The following is a 19,512-nucleotide window of genomic DNA, read 5'->3' as shown; positions in this document are numbered from 1 at the left end:
CGCTGTATTTGCCGCGAATTCTTGCTATTTTGCGCGCCACCAACGCAAACGATTTCCTTCACACTTTCAGGATTAGTTATGGCAAAGCAAGATATGGCCGCCCAAACAGGGACAGGCGGCTTTCTGGACTCTTATTTTTCCATTTCTGCGCGCGGCAGCAGCGTGCGTCAGGAGCTGGTCGCGGGGCTGACCACCTTCCTGGCGATGGTCTACAGCATCATAGTGGTGCCGAACATGCTGGGTGCCGCCGGCTTTGAGCAGGGCCCGGTGTTTGTGGCCACCTGTTTGATCGCCGCCTTCGGCTCCCTGCTGATGGGCCTGTGGGCCAAGCTGCCGATGGCTATCGGTTGCGCCATCTCCCTCACCGCCTTTACCGCCTTCAGTCTGGTGCTGGGTCAGGGGCTGAGCATTCCGGTCGCGCTGGGCGCCATCTTCCTGATGGGTGTGCTGTTTACCCTGATCAGCGTCACCGGCGTGCGCCAGTGGATCCTGGATAACCTCCCCTCCGGCATCGCTCACGGCACCGGCATCGGTATCGGCCTGTTCCTGCTGCTGATTGCCACCAACGGTGTTGGCATGGTGATCAAGAACGAAGGGGCCGGTCTGCCGGTTCAGCTGGGTGAAGTGACCGCCTTCCCGGTCATCATGACGGTGCTGGGTCTGGCCGCCATCTTCGGTCTGGAGCGTCGCAAGGTGCCGGGCGGCATCCTGATGGTGATCATCGCCATCTCCATCCTCGGCCTTATCTTCGACCCGAAAGTGACCTGGCAGGGCTTCTTCGCCATGCCGAGCCTGACCGGTGAGAAAGGCTCACTGGTGGGCAGCATGGATCTGCTGGGCGCCCTCAACCCGGTGGTGATTCCGACCGTACTGGCACTGGTGATGACCGCCGTGTTTGACGCCACCGGCACCATCCGTGCCGTGGCCGGTCAGGCTGGCCTCATCAACGAACGTGGCCACATCATCAGCGGCGGCAAGGCCCTGACTGCCGACTCCGTCAGCAGCATGGTGGCAGGCGCCGTTGGCGGTGCTCCGGCTGCCGTCTACATCGAATCTGCCGCAGGCACCGCAGCCGGTGGCAAGACCGGTCTGACCGCCGCGCTGGTCGGCGTGCTGTTCCTGCTGATGATCTTCCTCTCCCCGCTGAGCTATCTGGTACCGGCTTACGCCACCGCACCGGCCCTGATGTACGTCGGTCTGCTGATGCTGGGCAACGTCACCAAGCTGGACTTCAGCGACTCGGTCGATGCGCTCTCCGGCATGCTGTGCGCCGTCTTTATCGTGCTCACCTGCAACATCGTGACCGGCATCATGCTGGGCTTCGTGGCGCTGGTCATCGGTCGTCTGTTCGCTGCCGAGTGGAAGAAGCTGAACGTCGGCACCGTCATCATCGCCGTGGCGCTGGTGGTCTTCTATGCCGGTGGCTGGGCCATCTAACCCGTCCGCATATTCCGGTTATAGCCAAGGGCCCTGCGGGGCCCTTTTTCATGGCTGTGAGTCAGCTAACAGTTTCCCGCTCGCTTGCCCTGCGCCGTTTCAGATTGAAACATCCATCCCCCTTCTGCTGTTTCAAATCCGAACCAAATCGACCGTCATTTTTATCCCTTTTTCTGTCGTTAGACTGGCTCCATCAACCATTTGCCCACCCGAGCGGTGGCAAGCCAAGGAGTGAGCCATGAAGAAACTGATCAATGCCGTCGATGCCGTGGTCCGTGAACAACTGATGGGGATGGCAGCCGCCCACCCCGAGCTCAAGGTACGTATCGAACCCCACTACATCACCCGCGCCGACTCCCCCGTGATGGGCAAGGTCGCGCTGGTCTCCGGCGGTGGCAGCGGCCACGAGCCGATGCACGGCGGTCTGGTGGGCAAAGGGATGCTGGATGGCGCCTGCCCCGGCGAGATTTTTACCTCCCCGACCCCGGATCAGATGTACGAGTGCGGTCAGGCCGTTGATGGCGGCGCAGGCGTGCTGTTTCTGGTGAAGAACTACACCGGCGACGTACTCAACTTCGAGACCGCAGTCGAGCTGCTGCACGGTGACGGGGTCAAGGTGGGCTTCGCCCTGATCGATGACGACGTAGCGGTCAAAGACAGCCTCTATACCGCCGGCCGCCGTGGCGTTGCCACGACCGTGCTGTGCGAGAAGCTGGTCGGTGCCGCCACCGAAGCGGGCTACGATCTGGCACGTTGCGAGGCGCTGGCCCGCCGCATCAACAACCAGAGCCGCACCATAGGCGTAGCCATGCATGCCTGTACCGTGCCTGCCGCAGGCAAGCCCTCCTTCACCCTGGCGGACAACGAGCTGGAGTTCGGCGTCGGTATCCACGGCGAGCCGGGCATCGAGCGTCGCCCCTTCACCGACCTCAATACCCTGGTGGACGATATGTTCAGCGAGCTTGCTGACAATACCCCCTATGGCCGCACCCTGCGCCACTGGGATCGCACCAGCGGCAGCTGGCAGGAAGAGCACACCTTTATCGAGCCGCTCAACAAGGGCGATCGGGTTATCGCGCTGGTTAACAGCCTCGGCGGCACCCCCATCTCCGAGCTCTATGGCGTCTATGGTCGCCTCGCCACCCTGTGCGAAGAGGCGGGCATCCATCTGGTGCGCAACCTGATTGGCCCCTACTGCACCTCCCTCGACATGACCGGCATCTCCATCACATTGCTCAAGGTGGATGATGAGCTGATGACCCTGTGGGATGCCCCCGTTCACACCCCCGCCCTGCGTCGCGGCTGCTAAGGAGAACCCATGTTAAGCAAGCATCACATCGTCAACTGGCTGCTCGACTGCGAACATATCTTCACCGAGCAGCGCGACTACCTCACCGCGCTGGATACCGACATCGGCGATGGCGACCACGGCCTCAACATGCAGCGCGGCTTCGCCAAGGTGGCCGAAAAGCTGCCGGCGGTGGCGGACAAGGATATCGGTCAGGTGCTGAAAACCACCGGCATGACCTTGCTCTCCTCGGTCGGCGGCGCCAGCGGCCCGCTCTATGGCACCTTCTTTATCCGGGCCGCGGCCAGCACCGACGCCTGCCAGAGCCTGAGCCTCAGTCAGCTGTGCAAAATGCTGAGTGACGGGGTCGAGGGCATTGTTTCTCGCGGCCGCGCCGAGCCGGGCGACAAGACCATGTGCGATGCCTGGTGGCCGGCACTGGCCGCCCTGCAACAGGCGCAGCAGCAAGAGTTACCGCTCAACGAAGCGCTGGACAAGGCGGTGGCAGCCGCCGTGGCCGGTACCGAGGCGACCATCCAGATGCAGGCCCGCAAGGGGCGCGCCAGCTATCTGGGCGAGCGCAGCATAGGCCATCAGGATGCCGGGGCCACCTCGACCCTGCTGCTACTGACCGCCCTGCGTGACAGAGCGAGGTTGTGACATGATCGGAATCGTAGTTGTCTCTCACAGCGCCCTGCTGGCGGCCGGCTTGAAAGCGCTGGCCGACCAGCTCGGCAGCCCGGCCAGATTGCTGCTGGCGGCCGGGGTCGATGACCCCGACCACCCCATCGGCACCGATGCCATTGCGGTGATGAATGCGATTGAAGAAGCGGACGACGGCAGCGGCGTGCTGGTGCTGATGGACTTGGGCAGCGCCCTCTTGAGCGCCGAGACCGCCCTCGAACTACTGCCCCCCGAGTTAAGCGCGAGGGTGCGGCTCTGCCCCGCCCCGCTGGTCGAGGGCACCCTGGCCGCCGTGGTGGCGGCCGGTTCCGGCCTGACGCTGGATGAGGTGGCCGCCGAGGCGCTCGGCGCGCTGGGCCCGAAACAGGCGATGCTACCTGCCAGCCCAGCGCAGGCCGCCACCGAGACAGCCCCCGTTGCCGACGACGGCTGGCTGCGCTGCGAGGTGGTGGTGGATAACCCCCACGGCCTGCATGTGCGCCCCGCCGCCCGACTGGTGGCCGCCCTCAAACCCTTTGCCGCCGAACTCAAGCTGCAAAAGGGGGATAAAGAGGCCAATCCCCGCAGCCTGACCCGGCTCGCCATGCTCAACGTGCGTCAGGGCGACCAACTCATCCTGCTGGCGCGCGGCGAGGATGCCAGCACCGCTTTGGCCTGCTTCCAGCAGCTGGCCTTTGATCGCTTCGGCGACTGACGCCGCACACCACTATTTCAAGGGCTGCACTCGCTCGCTGAGCCTGTGCAGCTTCATTCAAGACGAAGGAGTCCCCGGCACTGCCGCCCCTTCGCCCCGATTCTTAATTAGTAAAGAGAGAGGGATAGAATATGGACCGCATTATCATCAGCCCCAGCAAATACGTACAAGGCAACGGGGCCCTCGCCAATATCGGCAACTACGTCAAAGCGCTCGGTAGCAAGCCGCTGATCCTGGCTGACGCCTTCGTCACCAAGCTGGTGGGCGATACCGTGGCCACCAGCTTCCACGGCGCCGGTATCAAGCCCGAGTTCGACTGCTTCAACGGCGAGTGCTCCCGCCCCGAGATCGACCGTCTGCTGGCCCGCTGCCAGCAGACCCCGTTTGACGTCATCATCGGCATCGGCGGCGGCAAAACGCTGGATACCGCCAAGTCGGTCGCCTTCTATCAGAAGGTGCCGGTGGTCATAGTGCCGACCATCGCCTCCACCGATGCCCCCACCAGCGCGCTGGCGGTCATCTACACCCCGGAGGGGCAATTCAGCGAATACCTGATGATCCCGACCAACCCCAACATGGTCATCATGGATACCGGCGTGGTCTCCCGCGCCCCGGTACGGCTGCTGGTCTCCGGCATGGGGGATGCGCTCTCCACCTACTTCGAGGCGCGCGCCAACAAGGTCTCCGGTTGCCAGACCATGGCCGGTGGTGCCTCTACGCTGGCGGCGCAGGCCATCGCCGAGCTCTGCTACAAGACCCTGTTGGCCGATGGCTACAAGGCCAAGCTGGCGGTGGAACAGGGGCTCTGCACCAAGGCGGTGGAGAACATCATCGAGGCCAATACCTACCTGAGCGGTATCGGCTTCGAGAGCAGCGGGCTGGCCGCCGCTCACGCCATCCACAACGGCCTGACCCAGCTGGCCGAGTGTCACCACCTCTACCACGGTGAGAAAGTGGCGTTCGGTACCCTGGTGCAGCTGGTGCTGGAGAATGCGCCGATGGCGGAGATCGAAACCGTGTTGGGCTTCTGCCGCTCGGTGGGCCTGCCGACCAACCTGCATATGATGGGGGTCAAGGAGCTGGATATGGCGCGCCTGATGGAGGTGGCCAAAGCCTCCACCGCCGAGGGCGAAACCATCCACAATATGCCGTTCAAGGTCACCGCCGAGGATGTGCTGGCGGCCATCGTCACCGCCCACCAGCTGGGGCTGTAGCAGCGCCACCACTGACCTTGCCATATAAAAACGGCCCCGCATCTGCGGGGCCGTTTCGTTTTCTGCGGGCCGGTTTGCGATGGCTCGACTCGCCGTCAGCCGTGATAGTCGGCGGGATCGATCTCGAGCAGTTTGAGCCGCCGCCAGAGGGTGGTGCGACTGATGCCCAGATGCTGGGCCATCTGGCTCACCTGCCCCTTGCAGGCATGGGCGCAGCGCAAGATCGCCTGGCGCTCCAGCTCCGCCAGCGTGAGCAGCGGTTGCCCCACCACCTCATCCGCTACCCGCTGATAGCCGTGCCGAATGGCGGCGGGCAGCGCCTCCGGCGGGATCGGCCCCTGACCGGCGTGAAGCAGCGCATGCTCGACGGCGCTGCGCAGCTCCCCCAGATTGCCGGGCCAGGGATAGGCCAGCAGACAATCGAGGGCCGCCGGACTGAACTGGCGCACCGGCTCGCGCCCCTGCGCCCCTAGCTGCTGGCTGATAAGGCCCGGCAGATCCGCCGCGCGCTCTCGCAGCCCCGGCAGCCATAACTCGCACGCCTGCAAGGCATAGAGCAGCTGGCGGCCAAACAGCCCCTCCTGCACCAGCTGCTCCAGCGGGGCGCTGCTGGTGGCGATGATCCGCACCTTGAGTGGCAGAATGCGGGCCGAATCGAAGCGCTGGATGCGGCCGGTCTTGAGCAGTTGCAGCAGCGCCGCCTGCATGGGGGCAGAGAGGCACTCCACCTGCTCCAGCACTAACGTACCGCCGTGGGCCAGCTCGAACTTGCCCGCCCGCTCCTGCCCCGCCTCGTCGGAGCCCATCAGCTCCAGCGCCATCCGCTCGCTCGGCAGCGCCTTGCAGTTGAGGGTAATAAGCGGCCCGGCGGCCCGCTCGCTGCCAAAGTGGATTGCCTCCGCCAGCTGGGCTTTGCCCACCTCCTCCTCGCCGCGCAGCAGGATCGGCCCCTGACTCTGGGCCGCCTGCCGGGCGTAGCGCAGCAGCTTGCGCATGGCGCTCGACTCCCCCACCAGCGCCGACAGCTCGGGCACCGTCTGGCGCAGCTGATGAATGGCCCGCAGCCGATCGACCGGGTGCAGCAGGGCGATAAAGCTGACCCCCTCCGGCCCCGGCAACGGCTTGAGGCTCACCAGCGCATTGATAAACTCTCCCTCCTGCGCGCCAAGCCGCTCCAGCGTCACCTCCACATGGCTGAGCGGCGTCTGGCCCTTGATGGCCAACTGTAACCGCTGGGGCAACAGCAGGTGCTGCTCCAGCGGTTGGCCGAGACAGAGCGCCGGATCGAGCCGCAGCCGGTGGGCCGCCAGCGCATTGAGGTAGCGCAAGCGCCCCTGAGGGTCCCAGACCAGCACGCCGTCATCCATGCCATCGAGCAGGGCGTAAAGCTCGCTCAGGTGGTGCTGGGACTCCTGCATCAGGGTCTCCATCTGCAGCAGATGGGCCAGCTCGCGCCCGGCGCTGACGGTGAGCGCCAGATCGCCGGCGCTAGCCTCCTCCACCTTGCAAATCAACGCAATGATGGCGACCTGACGGCCATTGCTGTTGTAGACCGGGCTGGCGCAGCTGTGCCACGGGTGGAGGGTCTGGTTGAAGTGCTGGGGGCCGCTGACGCAGAGCGGCACGCCCTCCAGCGCCGCCAGATTGATGGCATTGGTGCCGATGCGCCCCTCGCTGAAGAAGGCGCCGGGGCCAAACCCCAGCGCCGCCAGCTCGCGCAGGGTGTCGGGGTGACCGGTCTGGGCCAGCAGGCAGCCGCTCTCGTCGGTGAGCAGCAGGGCGCAGGGGCGCCCCTCCATAAATTCGTAGAGATCCTCGAGGGCCATCTCGCCGGTGGTGAGCAGGTCGCGCTTGCGCTGGCGCAGGCTCAGCAAGGTCTGCCCCTTGGCGCTGTGGGGCGGATGCCAGAGGGTGGCACTGGTCTGGTGGGCGCAGCGCAGCCAGGATGCCTGCAGATAGTCAGGCCAAGCGAGCAGCGGCTGAAGGTCAGATGGCATGGTCACAGCAATATCCGGCAAGATGTGAGCCGACCATTTAACCACGCCAGCGCCCCCGATTCAGTGACCTGCCTCAGAGGGTGGCAACCCCGCTTTGCTCTTGGTCGGGTTCACCGTCAGCAAACTGCTGCCTGAGCCAGTTGCAGAAGGTGCGGCACTCCTTTGATTTTTTGATATATAGCCCCCGACCACACTACTGATTGGTTTGTTAAAAGGAGGCCGGATGGCGCTTTCCATTGCCGCCCCAAAAGTGTATTTTTGCTCAGCAGCGAAAAACCAGAGCCAAAAGGGAATGTTGCACGAACGCGTTCAGCCCCTGAGATTGGCGGCGATGTTGTGATTGAAAATAAATTTTCATGGAAAGAAGGACGAGGCGGAGTTATATGGTTTTTCGATATCAGTGGAAAAATTAAGCAATGAAATATAGTCGCAGCTCTCAAACAGATCGTATCGGGGTTCAAACCACAGGTTTACTCTTCGAAAGATGTGGATACATTTTTCGGGAACAACCAATTGTTGATTGTGGGATAGATGCTCAAGTTGAGCTAGTTGACGAAAATTTAGCCTCGGGAAGATTGATTGCATTGCAAATTAAATCAGGTGCATCTTGGTTTAAGGAAACTACAAAAGATGGTTATGTCTACCGTGGCGAAATGGAACACTTAGAATATTGGCTTAATCATTCACTACCTGTTTTAATAGTTTTGTGTGACATCGATAACAACATTGCATACTGGCAAGCAATAACTAAGCATACTATTAGCTATACAGGCAAAGCTTGGAAAGTTGTTATACCTTTTCAGCAAGAAGTAAACGCAGGAATGAACAACGACTTACGTCGTCTTGCAAAGCTAGTTGAAATCATCCCAGATTACACCATCAATAAAATATCAGATAACAGTCATGGTGGTGCAAAGCGATATTCTGCACGAATCACATTGTCTAAAGAACATAGTCAGGCTGAGTTACTTACAATAATCCGCACTTTAAACGAAGAGATAAAAATGTGCGGGTATCACCGAAGTGAACACACAAGATACGCTTGGAAAAACAAACCAGCAGACGTTGTTTGGTTGTTTATTTATCCGACTCATCAAGATGAATGCAATAATAACTATCTGTGTAAATCAGAGTGGATAGATCGTGATCTTGAAGAACACTTTCAACCTTTTTCTCAAAATGGGCAAGATATTGGTGGTGGGGTAAATGTTGTCTGGAACCCTATGTACTTAGCAACAGCCAAATACAATCATCAAAATGAAATATCTAAAGAGACGTTTATTCAGCTCGTTAATGACACGCTTATTAAAGCATCACATTTGTTTGCTGAATTAGAGCAAGCATTTAAGTTGCACGCAGACACAGATGTGCTATTTCAGGAGTTATGTCAGTTTATCGAGAGAAACAAACCTATAGTTCATGATATTTACGAGAAAGGAGTATCTATTGGGTTATCATCTTATGAATGCAAAGATGCCTCGATAAAATTTCAAAGCATGATTGCTCACTTAGATAATATTTTTATGCTTCCAGAGCATCCTGACGAACAGAACGCGATATTTAACATAAAGAATCAAGCCCAGTATTTTGCTGAGGCATTTGCAGGCCTAGAATACGAATTGAACAAGATCGCCTAGTCCGTAGGTTCGATTAGCCGTAAGGCGTAATCGGACGTTCGCGTCAATCAATTCCCCCGCGATAACGGCCACACGCATTTCCCCTCTACCAGATGCCGCTGATCCACGGAAATACCGGAACAACGGCATCTCGATCGTCCGATTACGCTTCGCTAATCGAACCTACATGGAGCGGTCATATGTGGTGAATGCAGATTGGCGAGGATCAACCAATCTGACGCCATCGCCATAATCAGAATCACCACAAATAACAGAGCCGCCCTTATGGGCGGCTCTTTGCATCAGCGATGGATGGCTGAATCGTCTTGTCATCACTCGGCCTTGGGCGCTTCAACCGCAGCGGTCGCCGGTTGGTCATCTTCCTTGATCCAGGCATCCAGCAGGGTGTAGCCCACCGCCAACACGACCGGGCCGATAAACAGACCGATGATCCCCATGGTCAGCAAGCCGCCGATAACACCCACCAGGATCAGGATCAGCGGCAGGTCGGCGCCCCGCTTGATCAGGAAGGGGCGCAGGAAGTTGTCCATGGTGCCCGCAATCAGTGACCACACCAGCAGGAAGGTGCCCCAGGTGGTGTCACCGCTCCAGTAGAGGTAGCCGATACAGGCCAACAGCACCGGGAAGGGGCCGATCTGGGCGACGATCAGCAGGAACATCACCACCACCAGCACCATGGCGTAGGGGATACCGGCAATCAGCAGGCCGACACCGGCCACTGAGGATTGCACCAGCGCGGTCACCACCACCCCCATGGCCACGGCGCGGATCGCCTGTGAAGCGAGCACAGTGGCGTTGTCACCACGCTGACCCGCCAGCCGGTGGGCAAAGCGGCGAATACCGGTCGCCACCACTTCACCCGAGTGATAGAGCACACCGCAGATACCGACCGTCAGCAGGAAGTGGACAAACAGCAGCCCCAGATTGCCGGCCTGAGAGGCGAGCCAGCGGGCGGTCTGACCAAAGTAGGGGGCCAGCTTGGCAAACAGTACCTGACCACCGCTCGCCAGAATTTGCTGCCAGAAGTCATAGAGCTTGTCGCCCACCAGCGGGATCTGTTGCAGCCAGAGCAGCTCCGGCGGCGGTGACTGGCTGATATGGGTACCCAGCTCGATCAGCATGGGCGCCTTCTCCGCCACATTGGCCAGCGTCATAAAGAGCGGGATGACAAACATCAACAGCAGCACCAGCGTCATAAAGAGGGCCGCCAGGGTGCGCTTGCCCCACAACAGGCGCTGCACCATCAGCATCAGCGGCCAGGTGGCGATGGTGATCATGGTGGCCCACACCAGCGCAGGCAGGAAGGGCTGCAACACCAAGAAACAGGAGATAATCAGGATGCTGAGAAACAGCACCCCCAGGGTTATCTTGGCCAAATCCACTTTTTTCACATTCATAGAGTTCCCTTTTCAGAGCCGTTGCCCTTGGGTCGTGTGTCGCATTTCAAGAAAGAGAGTATCCACCAGAGGCCAGCGCTCAACCAGAGCCCCAGCCCGAAAAAGAGCACAAACTGACCAAGCAATATGGCCAGCGAACTGCTGGTCAGCAGCGGTAGCGCCCAGAGTCCCGCCCCGATCACCGCGCCCCCCGCCAGCGTGACCGCGCCGGTCACAATGGGGGAAAAACCGCCGCGAGTCAGGGAGCGCAAATCGCCAACCCAGATCCCGAGGGCCGCCAGCCCAATCCCGGCCAGATGGGCCGACTGGGTCAGGCCAGCGCAAACCAGTGCGGCAGCGATAAGCAAGCCCCAAGCAGAAGCGCACTGCTCCAGCCGCCAGTATGGGCGAACCGCCAGCAGCAAGGCGCCAATCAGCAGGCCAACCGCCACGTCGGAGATAAAGTGCACCCCGAGCCAGACCCGCGCCAGACCTGTGGTCAGCGCCAGCAGCAAGGCCAGCGAATAGGCCAGCCCCCGCCGGGCAGGCCAGCGCCAGCCAAGCAGCGCTCCCCAGAACAGCAAGGCCGAAGCGGTATGGCCGCTCGGCATGCCAAAGCCTTGCGCACTCTGGGTTGCCAGTTCAGGTTGCAGATGGAAGGGGCGCGGCCAGCCGATCCCCTCCTTGCTTGCCTGCACCAGCAGCCCGAGCCAGAGCATGGCAAAGAGCAGCTGGCGCAGCCGCGGCCACCCCAGCAGCGGGAGCAGCAAAGGTATCAGGGCAAGCTGAAAGCCGCCTGAACCAAACAGATTGCTGATCGACAGCCACCAGACATCGGGCCCCAGCCACTGCTGCAGGCGCAGCATCAGCGGGATCTCGGCCTGATGCAGCGCATTGCCCTGCGCCACGAAATCGGCCTGCCAGTGCACCTCGCTCTCGGGCACCTTATCCAGTCGGGATTGCAGCCAGTCGAGCTGATCCGGGAAGCGGCGCTGCTCGCGGGGGCGCTGGTCGATGGCGATCAGCCGAGCGTTGAGGATCTCCCCGCCCAGATTGGGGGCCTTCAGCAGCGAGACAAAATCGGAATCTTGCTGGGCGACGATGGGTTCCAGCGTGCGGCAGGCGAAGATAACCGCTCGCTGCCAGCGGCCCAACTCCTGCACCACTTCCCCCCGCAAGCCGGTCTCTTCATAGAGTTCGCGCAGCGCCGCCTGCTGCGGGCTCTCGCCGCCATCTATATAGCCACCGCTCAGGCTGTAGCGGGAGGAGATGCGATCCTGCACCAGCAGCAGTTGATCCTGATGGCGGATGGCGCAGGCCGCTGCCGTGGGGCCAGCCGGTTCGGCACTCAGGGCTGGCAGAGCGGCAAACAGCGCCAGCAAGAGTAAAAAGAGGGTTCTCGACATCAATTTGCTTTCCCTATGCACAATGGCGACAAGCCTCCCAGAAATCAGATAGTTGGGCAACGGTAGCGGCCGGATTGCCGCCGTTCCCGCCGCGCTGGCGGTGCACGGAAGATTGCGATGAAGCAGGGCACTCCCTACTATTGGCGGCTATCTTCAATTTCATGCAGCAAACGCTGGAGCCCTCCATGAGACAGTTCGGCTTTTTCCTCGGCATCGCCATCGGTGTCATTTTGATCCTGTTCGGCAGCATCGTCATCTTCCAGGCGCTTCCTGCCGCACTGGATGTGCTGGAGATGCCAAGCCGCATCCCGTTCGTGCGCGAGGTTTACACCTGGCTGATGACCAGCGCTAACGGCCTGACCGCCCAGCTGGAGCAAAACTTCCTGGAAGCCTTCCAGACCGTGCTCAAGCTGATCCTGCTCATCACCTTCATGTGGGTCTGCGTCAAGCTGGTCAACATGGGGGTGCTGATTATCCGCGCCGGGGTTGATCTCATCCGCACCGCCATCGCCCACAGTGAAGGCCCCCACGACCAGAAGAAGCCGGATCAGCACGATCACTTCTGACTCTGATATGGTCGATGGATGTGAACGCTGCCGCCCCCAACCGGGGCGGCATCTTTATATGCGCGGTATGGAGGCCCTTCCCATCCCCCATGGATACCCGATAAAGCAGCGCTTTCCCTTGTGAATCAGCAAACTGCCCATATGTTGCATCACCTTGACATGGTTTGCGCCCCGCGCGGCGGCGGCCCGGTTTCTATCCCGACCCCGTGCTCTGGTATAATCGACCACCTCTTTTCCCCGTTATGGAGCCTGTTCATGCCCAATCATGCAGAAAGTGCCCTCGAGGTTCGTCTCGACAAGTGGTTGTGGGCGGCCCGTTTCTACAAGACCCGCTCCATTGCGCGGGATCAGATAGACGGGGGCAAGGTGCACTACAATGGTCAGCGCAGCAAACCGGGCAAACAGGTGGAAGTGGGTGCACTGATCCGCTTCTGGCAGGGGCAGGACGAACGCGAAGTGCGGGTGCTGGCCTTGAGCGAGCAGCGCAAATCGGCCCCGCTGGCCCAGCAGCTCTATGAAGAGACCGCCGAGAGCCTGAAAAAACGGGCCGAGAACAGCGAGGCGCGCCGCTTTAACAGCCAGTTTGCCCCCAGCCCCGAGCGCCGCCCCGACAAGCAGGAGCGACGCCAGTTGCTCAAGGTCAAACAGTACTGACCGACCCCGATTTGATACCGGGCTGGCATCAACCCCAGCCCGCCCGATTTACCTCACCGAAAAGCCAGGAATACATGATGAGCAACCAAGATCTGCTGTATCGCTATCTGTTTGAAGAGTACGAAGTGCGTGGCGAGCTGGTCCAGCTGGATCACACCTACCGCCACGTAGTGGAAGCCCAGAACTACCCGGTGCAGGTGCAAAAACTGCTGGGCGAGCTGCTGGTCGCCACCAGCCTGCTGACCGCCACCCTCAAGTTTGAAGGCTCCATCACAGTGCAACTGCAGGGCGATGGCCCGGTGCGTCTGGCCGTGATCAACGGTGACAACAACCAGCAGCTGCGCGGCGTGGCCCGCTATGAAGGCGAGCTGCCGAGCGATGGCAAGCTGCAGAGCCTGATTGGTAATGGCCAGCTGATCATCACCATCACCCCGGAACAGGGCGAGCGCTATCAGGGCATCATAGCGCTGGACGCCGACACCCTGGCGGGCTGCCTGGAGCACTACTTTGCCCGCTCCGAACAGCTGGCCACCAAGCTGTGGATCCGTACCGGCTACCATGAAGGCGAACCGCGCGCTGCCGGCATCATGCTGCAGGAGCTGCCCGCCCAGAGCGAGGATCACAGCAACGATTTCGATCACCTGACCCAGCTCACCAGCACCATCAAGGATGAAGAGCTGTTCGGCCTGCAGGCAGAAGAGATCCTCTACCGTCTCTACCATCAGGACAAGGTGCGGGTGTTCGATCCGCAGGCGGTCGAGTTCCGCTGCACCTGCTCCCGCGAGCGCTGCGAAGGGGCCCTGTTGCAGATAGAAAAGGAAGAGGTCATGGAGATGGTGCAGGAGCTCGGCAAGATCGACATGCACTGTGATTATTGCGGCGCCCAGTACCAATTTAATGGGATCGATGTCGAAACCCTGTTCAGCAGGGCTCCCGGCAATGATGCAAACCAGTTACACTAATTAAAGGCGGGCAAAACCCGCCTTTAACTTTAATAACAAAAAAATACCCTATTTTATAAAGTTTGATGGCGATCGCTAAACTCTACCACCTAAGTGATAGGATGACCGTCAGATAGAACCCTACCAACCTCTGAACCCAGGAGAATACAATGACAATCGTGGCAGAACCCACCCTGGCCCAACAATTAGGACTGGACCAGTACGGCATCAAAAACAGCCAAGAAATCGTTCGCAACCCCTCTTACGAGCAGCTTTTCGCCGAAGAGACACGCCCTGACCTGGAAGGGTTCGAGCGCGGTGTGGTGACCGAGCTGGGCGCCGTCAACGTAAACACCGGTATCTTCACCGGTCGCTCCCCGAAAGATAAATATATCGTCAAAGATGCCACTACCCAGGATACTGTGTGGTGGTCTGACCAGGGTAAAAACGATAACAAAGCCATTACCCCGGAAGTGTGGTCACATCTGAAAGGGCTGGTCACCAAACAGCTCTCCGGCAAGCGCCTGTTTGTGGTCGACGGTTTCTGCGGTGCCAACCCGGATACCCGCCTGGCCGTGCGCATCATCACCGAGGTGGCCTGGCAGGCACACTTCGTGAAAAATATGTTCATCCGCCCGAGCGATGAAGAGCTGAAAACCTTCAAGCCTGACTTCGTGGTGATGAACGGTGCCAAGTGCACCAACCCGAACTGGAAGGAGCAGGGTCTCAACTCCGAGAACTTTGTTGCCTTCAACATGACCGAGAAGATGCAGCTCATCGGTGGCACCTGGTACGGTGGCGAGATGAAGAAGGGCATGTTCTCCATGATGAACTACTTCCTGCCCCTGCGCGGCATTGCCTCCATGCACTGCTCCGCCAACGTGGGTCAGGACGGCGACGTCGCCATCTTCTTTGGCCTCTCCGGCACCGGCAAGACCACCCTCTCCACCGATCCGAAGCGTCAGCTGATCGGCGATGACGAGCACGGCTGGGATGACCACGGCGTGTTCAACTTCGAAGGGGGCTGCTACGCCAAGACCATCAAGCTCTCCGAAGAGGCTGAGCCGGACATCTACCACGCTATCCGTCGCGATGCGCTGCTGGAGAACGTGACCGTTGCCGCCGATGGCACCATCGACTTCGATGATGGCTCCAAGACCGAGAACACCCGCGTCTCCTACCCCATCTATCACATCGACAACATCGTCAAGCCGGTCTCCAAGGCAGGTCACGCCACCAAGGTGATCTTCCTGACTGCCGACGCTTTCGGCGTGCTGCCCCCGGTCTCCAAACTGACCAAGGAGCAGACCAAGTACCACTTCCTGTCTGGCTTCACCGCCAAACTGGCCGGTACCGAGCGCGGCATCACAGAGCCGACTCCGACCTTCTCCTCCTGCTTCGGCGCAGCCTTCCTCTCCCTGCACCCGACCAAGTACGGTCAGGAGCTGGTGAAACGGATGGAAGCGGCAGGTGCAGAGGCCTATCTGGTCAACACTGGCTGGAACGGCACCGGCAAGCGCATTTCCATCAAGGATACCCGCGCCATCATCGACGCCATCCTGGATGGCTCCATCGAGAAGGCCGAGACCAAGGTGCTGCCGATCTTCAATCTGGAGATCCCGACCGCGCTGCACGATGTGAACCCGGCGATCCTCGACCCGCGCGACACTTACGCCGACAAGGCCGAGTGGGATGCCAAGGCCGTCGATCTGGCAGGCCGTTTCATCAAGAACTTCGAGCGCTTCACCGATAACGATGAAGGCAAACGTCTGGTTGCGGCAGGCCCGCAGCTGTAACAGGCTCGCTTCGTATCAGTGACACCATGCCGGTCAGCCACGCTGACCGGCATTTTTGTTTTTGTGGAGCGCCGAACGCCGCCATCGCTCCCGTTAAAGGGACCAAAACCTTGCCTTTGCCTGTTGTGACAGGTTAGATTCAGCCAAACTTTATACAATATACAATTCTGTAACGCCCAATCGTGACCCGACCATGACCCCACCCTACAAGACCCGAACCCAGATGGTGATGGAAAACCTCCGTGGCCGGATCCTCCGTGGGGAGTTCCCCGCTGGCGCCCCCTTGCGTCAGGATGCCATTGCCAAAGAGCTGGCCGTGAGCCGCATTCCGGTGCGCGAAGCCCTGATGCAGCTGGAAGCGCAGGGGCTGGTGAAGTTCGAAGCCCATCGCGGCGCTGTGGTCACCATGCTGGACGCCTCGGCCATTGAAGAGCTCTTTTATTTGCGAGCGCTGCTGGAAGCCGATACCCTGTTTCACGCCGTCGACAAGATGACGGAAGCCACCTTCGCACAAGCGGAGGCGATCCTCGCCCAGTTTGATCACGCCCTGGAGTCAGGCACCCAGATCGAACATTGGGCCGAGTTGAACCACAGCTTTCACGCCACCCTCTATCAGGCAGCCGGTCGCCCCCAGGCACTTGAACTGATCGCCCAGATCAATCTGAGCTGTGACCGCTATGTCCGCTTCGAGCTGCTGTTTGCCAGCGACGGGGTGGACAAGGCGGAGCGTGAACACGCCCAATTGCTGGAACTGTGCCGCGCCCGGCGCAAGCACGAGGCGGTGGTGCTGCTCAGGCAGCATATCGAAGCGGCAGGTCAGTCGATCAAGCGGATCCTGGCCAGCGGCCATAAAAACTGAACACTCATATAGCAACCATCTGGCACTAACGACATGAATAATTTCGAGATAATTGAAACCCGCGTCGCCCAAGTCAGGGCCGAGCTGGCCATGCAGGAGTTGGACGCCTTTATCGTCCCCCACGATGATGAGCACCTCGGCGAGTACATCCCCGCCTATGCCGAGCGGCTTGACTGGATCACCGGTTTCAACGGCTCTGCCGGGGTCGCCATCATCATGGCCCAGCGGGCAGCCCTCTTTGTCGATGGTCGCTATACGGTGCAGGCGCGGATGCAAACCCCCGCCGAATTGTTCGAATTCCTCCACCTCATTGAAAATCCTCATGTGCAGTGGCTGGCCGAGCAGCTGCCGTCAGGCTCCCGGGTTGGCTTCGATGCCCGCCTGCACAGCCTGACCTGGTACAAGAATGCCAAGGCCGTGCTGGCGGACCGCGGTATCGAGCTGATCCGCGTCGAGCAGAACCCCATCGACCTGAACTGGAGCGATCGCCCGGAGCCGACCAAGAGCCCGGTCATCCTCTACAGCGAGGAGCTGGCAGGCCAGTCCAGTCAGTCCAAACGTGAACAGCTGGCGGCCGACCTGCGCAAGCGCGGGCTGGATGCGGTGCTGTTGACCCAGGCCGAGCCCATCAACTGGCTGCTCAACCTGCGCGGCCGCGATATCGACCGGCTGCCGGTGGTGCTGGGCTTTGCTGTGCTCTACGCCAACACCAGCATGGATTTCTTCGTCGACACCGACAAAATTGACTGCTTCGCCTTCACCCAACACGTGGGGCAGGATGTCTCCGTCTACCCCATCGACAAGCTGGGCGACGTGCTACAACGCATCGGTGAAGATCAGCAGAAGGTGCTGGCCGATCCGGACAGCGCCAACGCCTGGACCCAGCTCGTCATGGAAGAGGCGGGCGCCATTCTGGTGGCAGGGCAGGACCCCACCATGCTGCCGAAAGCGTGCAAGAACGAGATCGAGCTGACCGGTATGCGTGCCGCTCACCTGCGCGATGGCGTGGCCATGACCCGCTTCCTCGCCTGGCTGGATCGGCTGGTCGCCTCCGGCGAGTTCGAGGGGGTGGATGAAGGTACCCTGGCCGATCAGGTGGAAGCGTTCCGCCGCGAGCAGGAGCACTACGTCGAGCCGAGCTTCGATACCATCTCCGCGCTCGGCCCCAACGCCGCCATGTGCCACTACCACCATACCAATGGCACCCCGCGTGCGTTTGGTCAGGACAGCCTCTATCTGCTGGACTCCGGCGCCCAGTATATGGATGGCACCACCGACATCACCCGCACCATCAAGGTGGGTGAGGTGAGCGACGAGCAGAAAGCGATGTTTACCCGGGTGCTGCAAGGCCATATCGCGCTGGATCAGGCCCGCTTCCCCCGCGGCACCGCCGGTATCCAGCTCGACGTGCTGGCCCGCATGCCGCTGTGGCAAGCCGGTTACAACTACGACCACGGCACCGGCCACGGCGTAGGCCACTTCCTGAGCGTCCACGAAGGGCCCCAGCGCATCGCGCCGAAAGGGAGCATGGTTGCCCTGCAACCGGGCATGGTGCTCTCCAACGAGCCGGGCTACTACCGCGAAGATGGCTTCGGCATCCGCTGCGAGAACCTGGTAGTCGTGACCGAGCAGGAACAGGTTGGCGAGCTGCCGATGCTGGGCTTCGAGCGTCTGACCTACGTGCCGTTCGATACCCGCCTGATCGACCGCAGCCTGCTGAGCCCGGCCGAATTCCGCTGGATCAACGAATACCATGTCGAGGTGTTCCGCCGCCTGAGCCCGCTGCTCGAGGGCGAGGATCTCGCCTGGCTGGAGCAGGCAACCAGCCTCATCTGATGACACAGGGCCTGCGGGCCCTGTTTTTTATTCCCCCTTTTGACCTGTATCAACACCCAAAACGAGCAGGTCAGGAGAATGGCGGCCATGAAAAGTCATCATGCCAGCCCAGCCTGGGGCTCACACGCCGCAGCCAGCAAAAAGGCGAGTGACCACCCCAGACTCATGCGCGAGCAGCAGACGGTCAGCGCCATGATCCGCCTCTACTGCCAGCACCATCATCAGGATCCCCATTGCCGCCACTGTCGCCAGTTGCGGGATTTCGCCCATCAGCGCCTGCGTCGCTGCCGTTATGGCCACGGCCACAAACCCACCTGTGCCAACTGCAATATCCACTGCTACGCACCGGCGATGCGCAAACAGATCCAGCAGGTGATGAAGTGGAGCGGCCCGCGCATGTTGCTGCGCCACCCCTGGCTCACCCTCCGCCACCTGCTCGACGGCTTTCGCAAAGCGCCCAAACTGCCCCAGAGCCGCCCCCTGCCGCCATAACCGCCAATCCCTTGCATCCGGCAGGGGATGACCACTACCCTATGACTCCTTTTCTGCCGTTGACCCCAAGGTCAGCGGCGTTGCCGATCCGTTTGCTGCCAATGGAGTCCTGATGCACCACAACCCGCCCCTGCTACGCACCGCTACCCACAATGACATGCACGCCATCTGGCAGATCGATGCCAAGGTGTTTGGCGAAGATGTCTATCCCGCCTTCTTCTTCCGTCAGGCGATGGATTTGTGGCCCGAGTTGTTGCTGGTGGCCGAATACGAGGGGCAGCTGGTGGGGTATGTACTGGGGGGATTCGGTCAGGAGCGGTCGCAAGGCTGGGTGCTCTCGCTGGCGGTGCTGCCCGAGGCGCGCGGTTTCGGCCTCGCGGAGCGAATGATGCGCCAGATGGAGGCCAACCAGCAGGCGCTGCAGATCAGCGAACTGCGGCTCACGGTCGATCCGGCCAATCCGGCCCAGCGCCTCTACTACCGGCTCGGTTACACATTGCAGGCGGAGGTCGCCGACTATTTCGGCCCCGGAGAAGACCGTCTGCTGCTGGTTAAAACCCTCTCCGGTACAGCTGCGATTCAAGGACAAAACCGGTTACAGAACGCATAATTGGTTACATTTTGCCGATTTCATG

General features: G+C 60.6%; 18 protein-coding genes. 15 read left to right on the top strand and 3 right to left on the bottom strand.

Annotation, left to right across the window (positions count from 1 at the left end; translation table 11 throughout):
• Positions 1 to 78 precede the first annotated feature (78 nt).
• The 5 genes from AB5Y83_RS07485 to AB5Y83_RS07465 all read left to right on the top strand — a co-directional run bounded on the left by AB5Y83_RS07485 (position 79) and on the right by AB5Y83_RS07465 (position 5,317).
• Complete coding sequence (locus tag AB5Y83_RS07485) at positions 79 to 1,437, top strand: NCS2 family permease (protein WP_042032197.1); 1,359 nt, start codon at positions 79 to 81, stop codon at positions 1,435 to 1,437.
• 238 nt (positions 1,438 to 1,675) lie between these two features.
• Positions 1,676 to 2,746 (top strand): dihydroxyacetone kinase subunit DhaK, encoded by a 1,071-nt coding sequence (dhaK, locus tag AB5Y83_RS07480; RefSeq protein ID WP_346201766.1) that lies wholly within the window; start codon positions 1,676 to 1,678, stop codon positions 2,744 to 2,746.
• Positions 2,747 to 2,755: 9 nt separating this feature from the next.
• A complete protein-coding gene (gene dhaL, locus AB5Y83_RS07475) occupies positions 2,756 to 3,385 on the top strand; it encodes a dihydroxyacetone kinase subunit DhaL (RefSeq protein ID WP_100646972.1) in 630 nt (209 codons plus the stop codon).
• A gap of 1 nt (position 3,386) precedes the next feature.
• Positions 3,387 to 4,103, top strand: a complete 717-nt coding sequence (gene dhaM / locus AB5Y83_RS07470) for a dihydroxyacetone kinase phosphoryl donor subunit DhaM (RefSeq protein ID WP_368174938.1) — start codon at positions 3,387 to 3,389, stop codon at positions 4,101 to 4,103.
• Positions 4,104 to 4,234: 131 nt separating this feature from the next.
• Positions 4,235 to 5,317 (top strand): glycerol dehydrogenase, encoded by a 1,083-nt coding sequence (locus AB5Y83_RS07465; RefSeq protein WP_042032199.1) that lies wholly within the window; start codon positions 4,235 to 4,237, stop codon positions 5,315 to 5,317.
• Positions 5,318 to 5,412: 95 nt separating this feature from the next.
• Here the strand turns inward: AB5Y83_RS07465 and dhaR are convergent, their stop codons facing one another.
• Positions 5,413 to 7,314, bottom strand: coding sequence for a dihydroxyacetone kinase operon transcriptional regulator DhaR (gene dhaR / locus AB5Y83_RS07460; RefSeq protein ID WP_368174937.1), 1,902 nt, complete (start codon positions 7,312 to 7,314; stop codon positions 5,413 to 5,415).
• A 258-nt stretch (positions 7,315 to 7,572) separates the two neighbouring features.
• Here dhaR and AB5Y83_RS07455 point away from each other — a divergent pair, with 258 nt between their 5' ends.
• Both AB5Y83_RS07455 and AB5Y83_RS07450 read left to right on the top strand, forming a co-directional pair.
• Positions 7,573 to 7,734 carry a hypothetical protein gene (locus AB5Y83_RS07455; RefSeq protein WP_185900098.1) on the top strand — a complete coding sequence of 54 codons (162 nt, stop codon included), beginning with the start codon at positions 7,573 to 7,575 and terminating at the stop codon, positions 7,732 to 7,734.
• Positions 7,731 to 8,951 (top strand): DUF4365 domain-containing protein, encoded by a 1,221-nt coding sequence (locus tag AB5Y83_RS07450; protein WP_221885917.1) that lies wholly within the window; start codon positions 7,731 to 7,733, stop codon positions 8,949 to 8,951. Before AB5Y83_RS07455 ends, AB5Y83_RS07450 begins: the two co-directional genes overlap by 4 nt.
• A gap of 311 nt (positions 8,952 to 9,262) precedes the next feature.
• On the opposite strand, the gene ydiK is transcribed toward AB5Y83_RS07450, so the two are convergent.
• Positions 9,263 to 10,348 carry an AI-2E family transporter YdiK gene (gene ydiK, locus AB5Y83_RS07445; protein ID WP_058059023.1) on the bottom strand — a complete coding sequence of 362 codons (1,086 nt, stop codon included), beginning with the start codon at positions 10,346 to 10,348 and terminating at the stop codon, positions 9,263 to 9,265.
• On the bottom strand, positions 10,345 to 11,733 hold the full coding sequence (locus AB5Y83_RS07440) for a phosphatase PAP2 family protein (protein ID WP_368174936.1): 1,389 nt from the start codon (positions 11,731 to 11,733) through the stop codon (positions 10,345 to 10,347). Before AB5Y83_RS07440 ends, ydiK begins: the two co-directional genes overlap by 4 nt.
• 185 nt (positions 11,734 to 11,918) lie before the next feature.
• On the opposite strand from AB5Y83_RS07440, the gene AB5Y83_RS07435 reads away from it, so the two are divergent.
• From AB5Y83_RS07435 to AB5Y83_RS07400, 8 genes are all read left to right on the top strand, one after another.
• Positions 11,919 to 12,299: a hypothetical protein gene (locus tag AB5Y83_RS07435; RefSeq protein ID WP_005340143.1), complete on the top strand. Its 381-nt coding sequence runs from the start codon at positions 11,919 to 11,921 to the stop codon at positions 12,297 to 12,299.
• A gap of 255 nt (positions 12,300 to 12,554) precedes the next feature.
• Positions 12,555 to 12,953, top strand: coding sequence for a ribosome-associated heat shock protein Hsp15 (gene hslR / locus AB5Y83_RS07430; RefSeq protein ID WP_005340141.1), 399 nt, complete (start codon positions 12,555 to 12,557; stop codon positions 12,951 to 12,953).
• Positions 12,954 to 13,030: 77 nt separating this feature from the next.
• Entirely contained in the window at positions 13,031 to 13,915 is an 885-nt protein-coding gene (gene hslO, locus AB5Y83_RS07425) for an Hsp33 family molecular chaperone HslO (RefSeq protein ID WP_019445177.1), read from the top strand.
• Positions 13,916 to 14,064: 149 nt separating this feature from the next.
• Positions 14,065 to 15,690 carry a phosphoenolpyruvate carboxykinase (ATP) gene (pckA, locus tag AB5Y83_RS07420; protein ID WP_005340139.1) on the top strand — a complete coding sequence of 542 codons (1,626 nt, stop codon included), beginning with the start codon at positions 14,065 to 14,067 and terminating at the stop codon, positions 15,688 to 15,690.
• A 193-nt stretch (positions 15,691 to 15,883) separates the two neighbouring features.
• Positions 15,884 to 16,549 (top strand): GntR family transcriptional regulator, encoded by a 666-nt coding sequence (locus tag AB5Y83_RS07415; protein WP_005340138.1) that lies wholly within the window; start codon positions 15,884 to 15,886, stop codon positions 16,547 to 16,549.
• A 33-nt stretch (positions 16,550 to 16,582) separates the two neighbouring features.
• Entirely contained in the window at positions 16,583 to 18,385 is a 1,803-nt protein-coding gene (locus AB5Y83_RS07410; protein WP_139428947.1) for an aminopeptidase P family protein, read from the top strand.
• An 87-nt stretch (positions 18,386 to 18,472) separates the two neighbouring features.
• Positions 18,473 to 18,877: a nitrous oxide-stimulated promoter family protein gene (locus AB5Y83_RS07405; protein WP_103252261.1), complete on the top strand. Its 405-nt coding sequence runs from the start codon at positions 18,473 to 18,475 to the stop codon at positions 18,875 to 18,877.
• 112 nt (positions 18,878 to 18,989) lie between these two features.
• On the top strand, positions 18,990 to 19,487 hold the full coding sequence (locus tag AB5Y83_RS07400; RefSeq protein ID WP_005340127.1) for a GNAT family N-acetyltransferase: 498 nt from the start codon (positions 18,990 to 18,992) through the stop codon (positions 19,485 to 19,487).
• Positions 19,488 to 19,512: the final 25 nt, after the last annotated feature.

Origin of the sequence: Aeromonas sp. R5-4, assembly GCF_040908215.1 — a bacterium.
Lineage (GTDB): Bacteria > Pseudomonadota > Gammaproteobacteria > Enterobacterales > Aeromonadaceae > Aeromonas > Aeromonas veronii.
Note: the sequence above shows the minus strand (reverse complement) of the source record. Positions and strands in the feature narration are given on the sequence as shown.

Excerpts from the sequence above, each read along its gene's own strand:
- AB5Y83_RS07485 (WP_042032197.1), top strand. The coding sequence starts at position 79 with ATGGCAAAGCAAGATATGGCCGCCCAAACAGGGACAGGCGGCTTTCTG.
- dhaK (WP_346201766.1), top strand. The coding sequence starts at position 1,676 with ATGAAGAAACTGATCAATGCCGTCGATGCCGTGGTCCGTGAACAACTG.
- dhaL (WP_100646972.1), top strand. The coding sequence starts at position 2,756 with ATGTTAAGCAAGCATCACATCGTCAACTGGCTGCTCGACTGCGAACAT.
- dhaM (WP_368174938.1), top strand. The coding sequence starts at position 3,387 with ATGATCGGAATCGTAGTTGTCTCTCACAGCGCCCTGCTGGCGGCCGGC.
- AB5Y83_RS07465 (WP_042032199.1), top strand. The coding sequence starts at position 4,235 with ATGGACCGCATTATCATCAGCCCCAGCAAATACGTACAAGGCAACGGG.
- dhaR (WP_368174937.1), bottom strand. The coding sequence starts at position 7,314 with ATGCCATCTGACCTTCAGCCGCTGCTCGCTTGGCCTGACTATCTGCAG.
- AB5Y83_RS07450 (WP_221885917.1), top strand. The coding sequence starts at position 7,731 with ATGAAATATAGTCGCAGCTCTCAAACAGATCGTATCGGGGTTCAAACC.
- ydiK (WP_058059023.1), bottom strand. The coding sequence starts at position 10,348 with ATGAATGTGAAAAAAGTGGATTTGGCCAAGATAACCCTGGGGGTGCTG.
- AB5Y83_RS07440 (WP_368174936.1), bottom strand. The coding sequence starts at position 11,733 with ATGTCGAGAACCCTCTTTTTACTCTTGCTGGCGCTGTTTGCCGCTCTG.
- AB5Y83_RS07435 (WP_005340143.1), top strand. The coding sequence starts at position 11,919 with ATGAGACAGTTCGGCTTTTTCCTCGGCATCGCCATCGGTGTCATTTTG.
- hslR (WP_005340141.1), top strand. The coding sequence starts at position 12,555 with ATGCCCAATCATGCAGAAAGTGCCCTCGAGGTTCGTCTCGACAAGTGG.
- hslO (WP_019445177.1), top strand. The coding sequence starts at position 13,031 with ATGAGCAACCAAGATCTGCTGTATCGCTATCTGTTTGAAGAGTACGAA.
- pckA (WP_005340139.1), top strand. The coding sequence starts at position 14,065 with ATGACAATCGTGGCAGAACCCACCCTGGCCCAACAATTAGGACTGGAC.
- AB5Y83_RS07415 (WP_005340138.1), top strand. The coding sequence starts at position 15,884 with ATGACCCCACCCTACAAGACCCGAACCCAGATGGTGATGGAAAACCTC.
- AB5Y83_RS07410 (WP_139428947.1), top strand. The coding sequence starts at position 16,583 with ATGAATAATTTCGAGATAATTGAAACCCGCGTCGCCCAAGTCAGGGCC.
- AB5Y83_RS07405 (WP_103252261.1), top strand. The coding sequence starts at position 18,473 with ATGAAAAGTCATCATGCCAGCCCAGCCTGGGGCTCACACGCCGCAGCC.
- AB5Y83_RS07400 (WP_005340127.1), top strand. The coding sequence starts at position 18,990 with ATGCACCACAACCCGCCCCTGCTACGCACCGCTACCCACAATGACATG.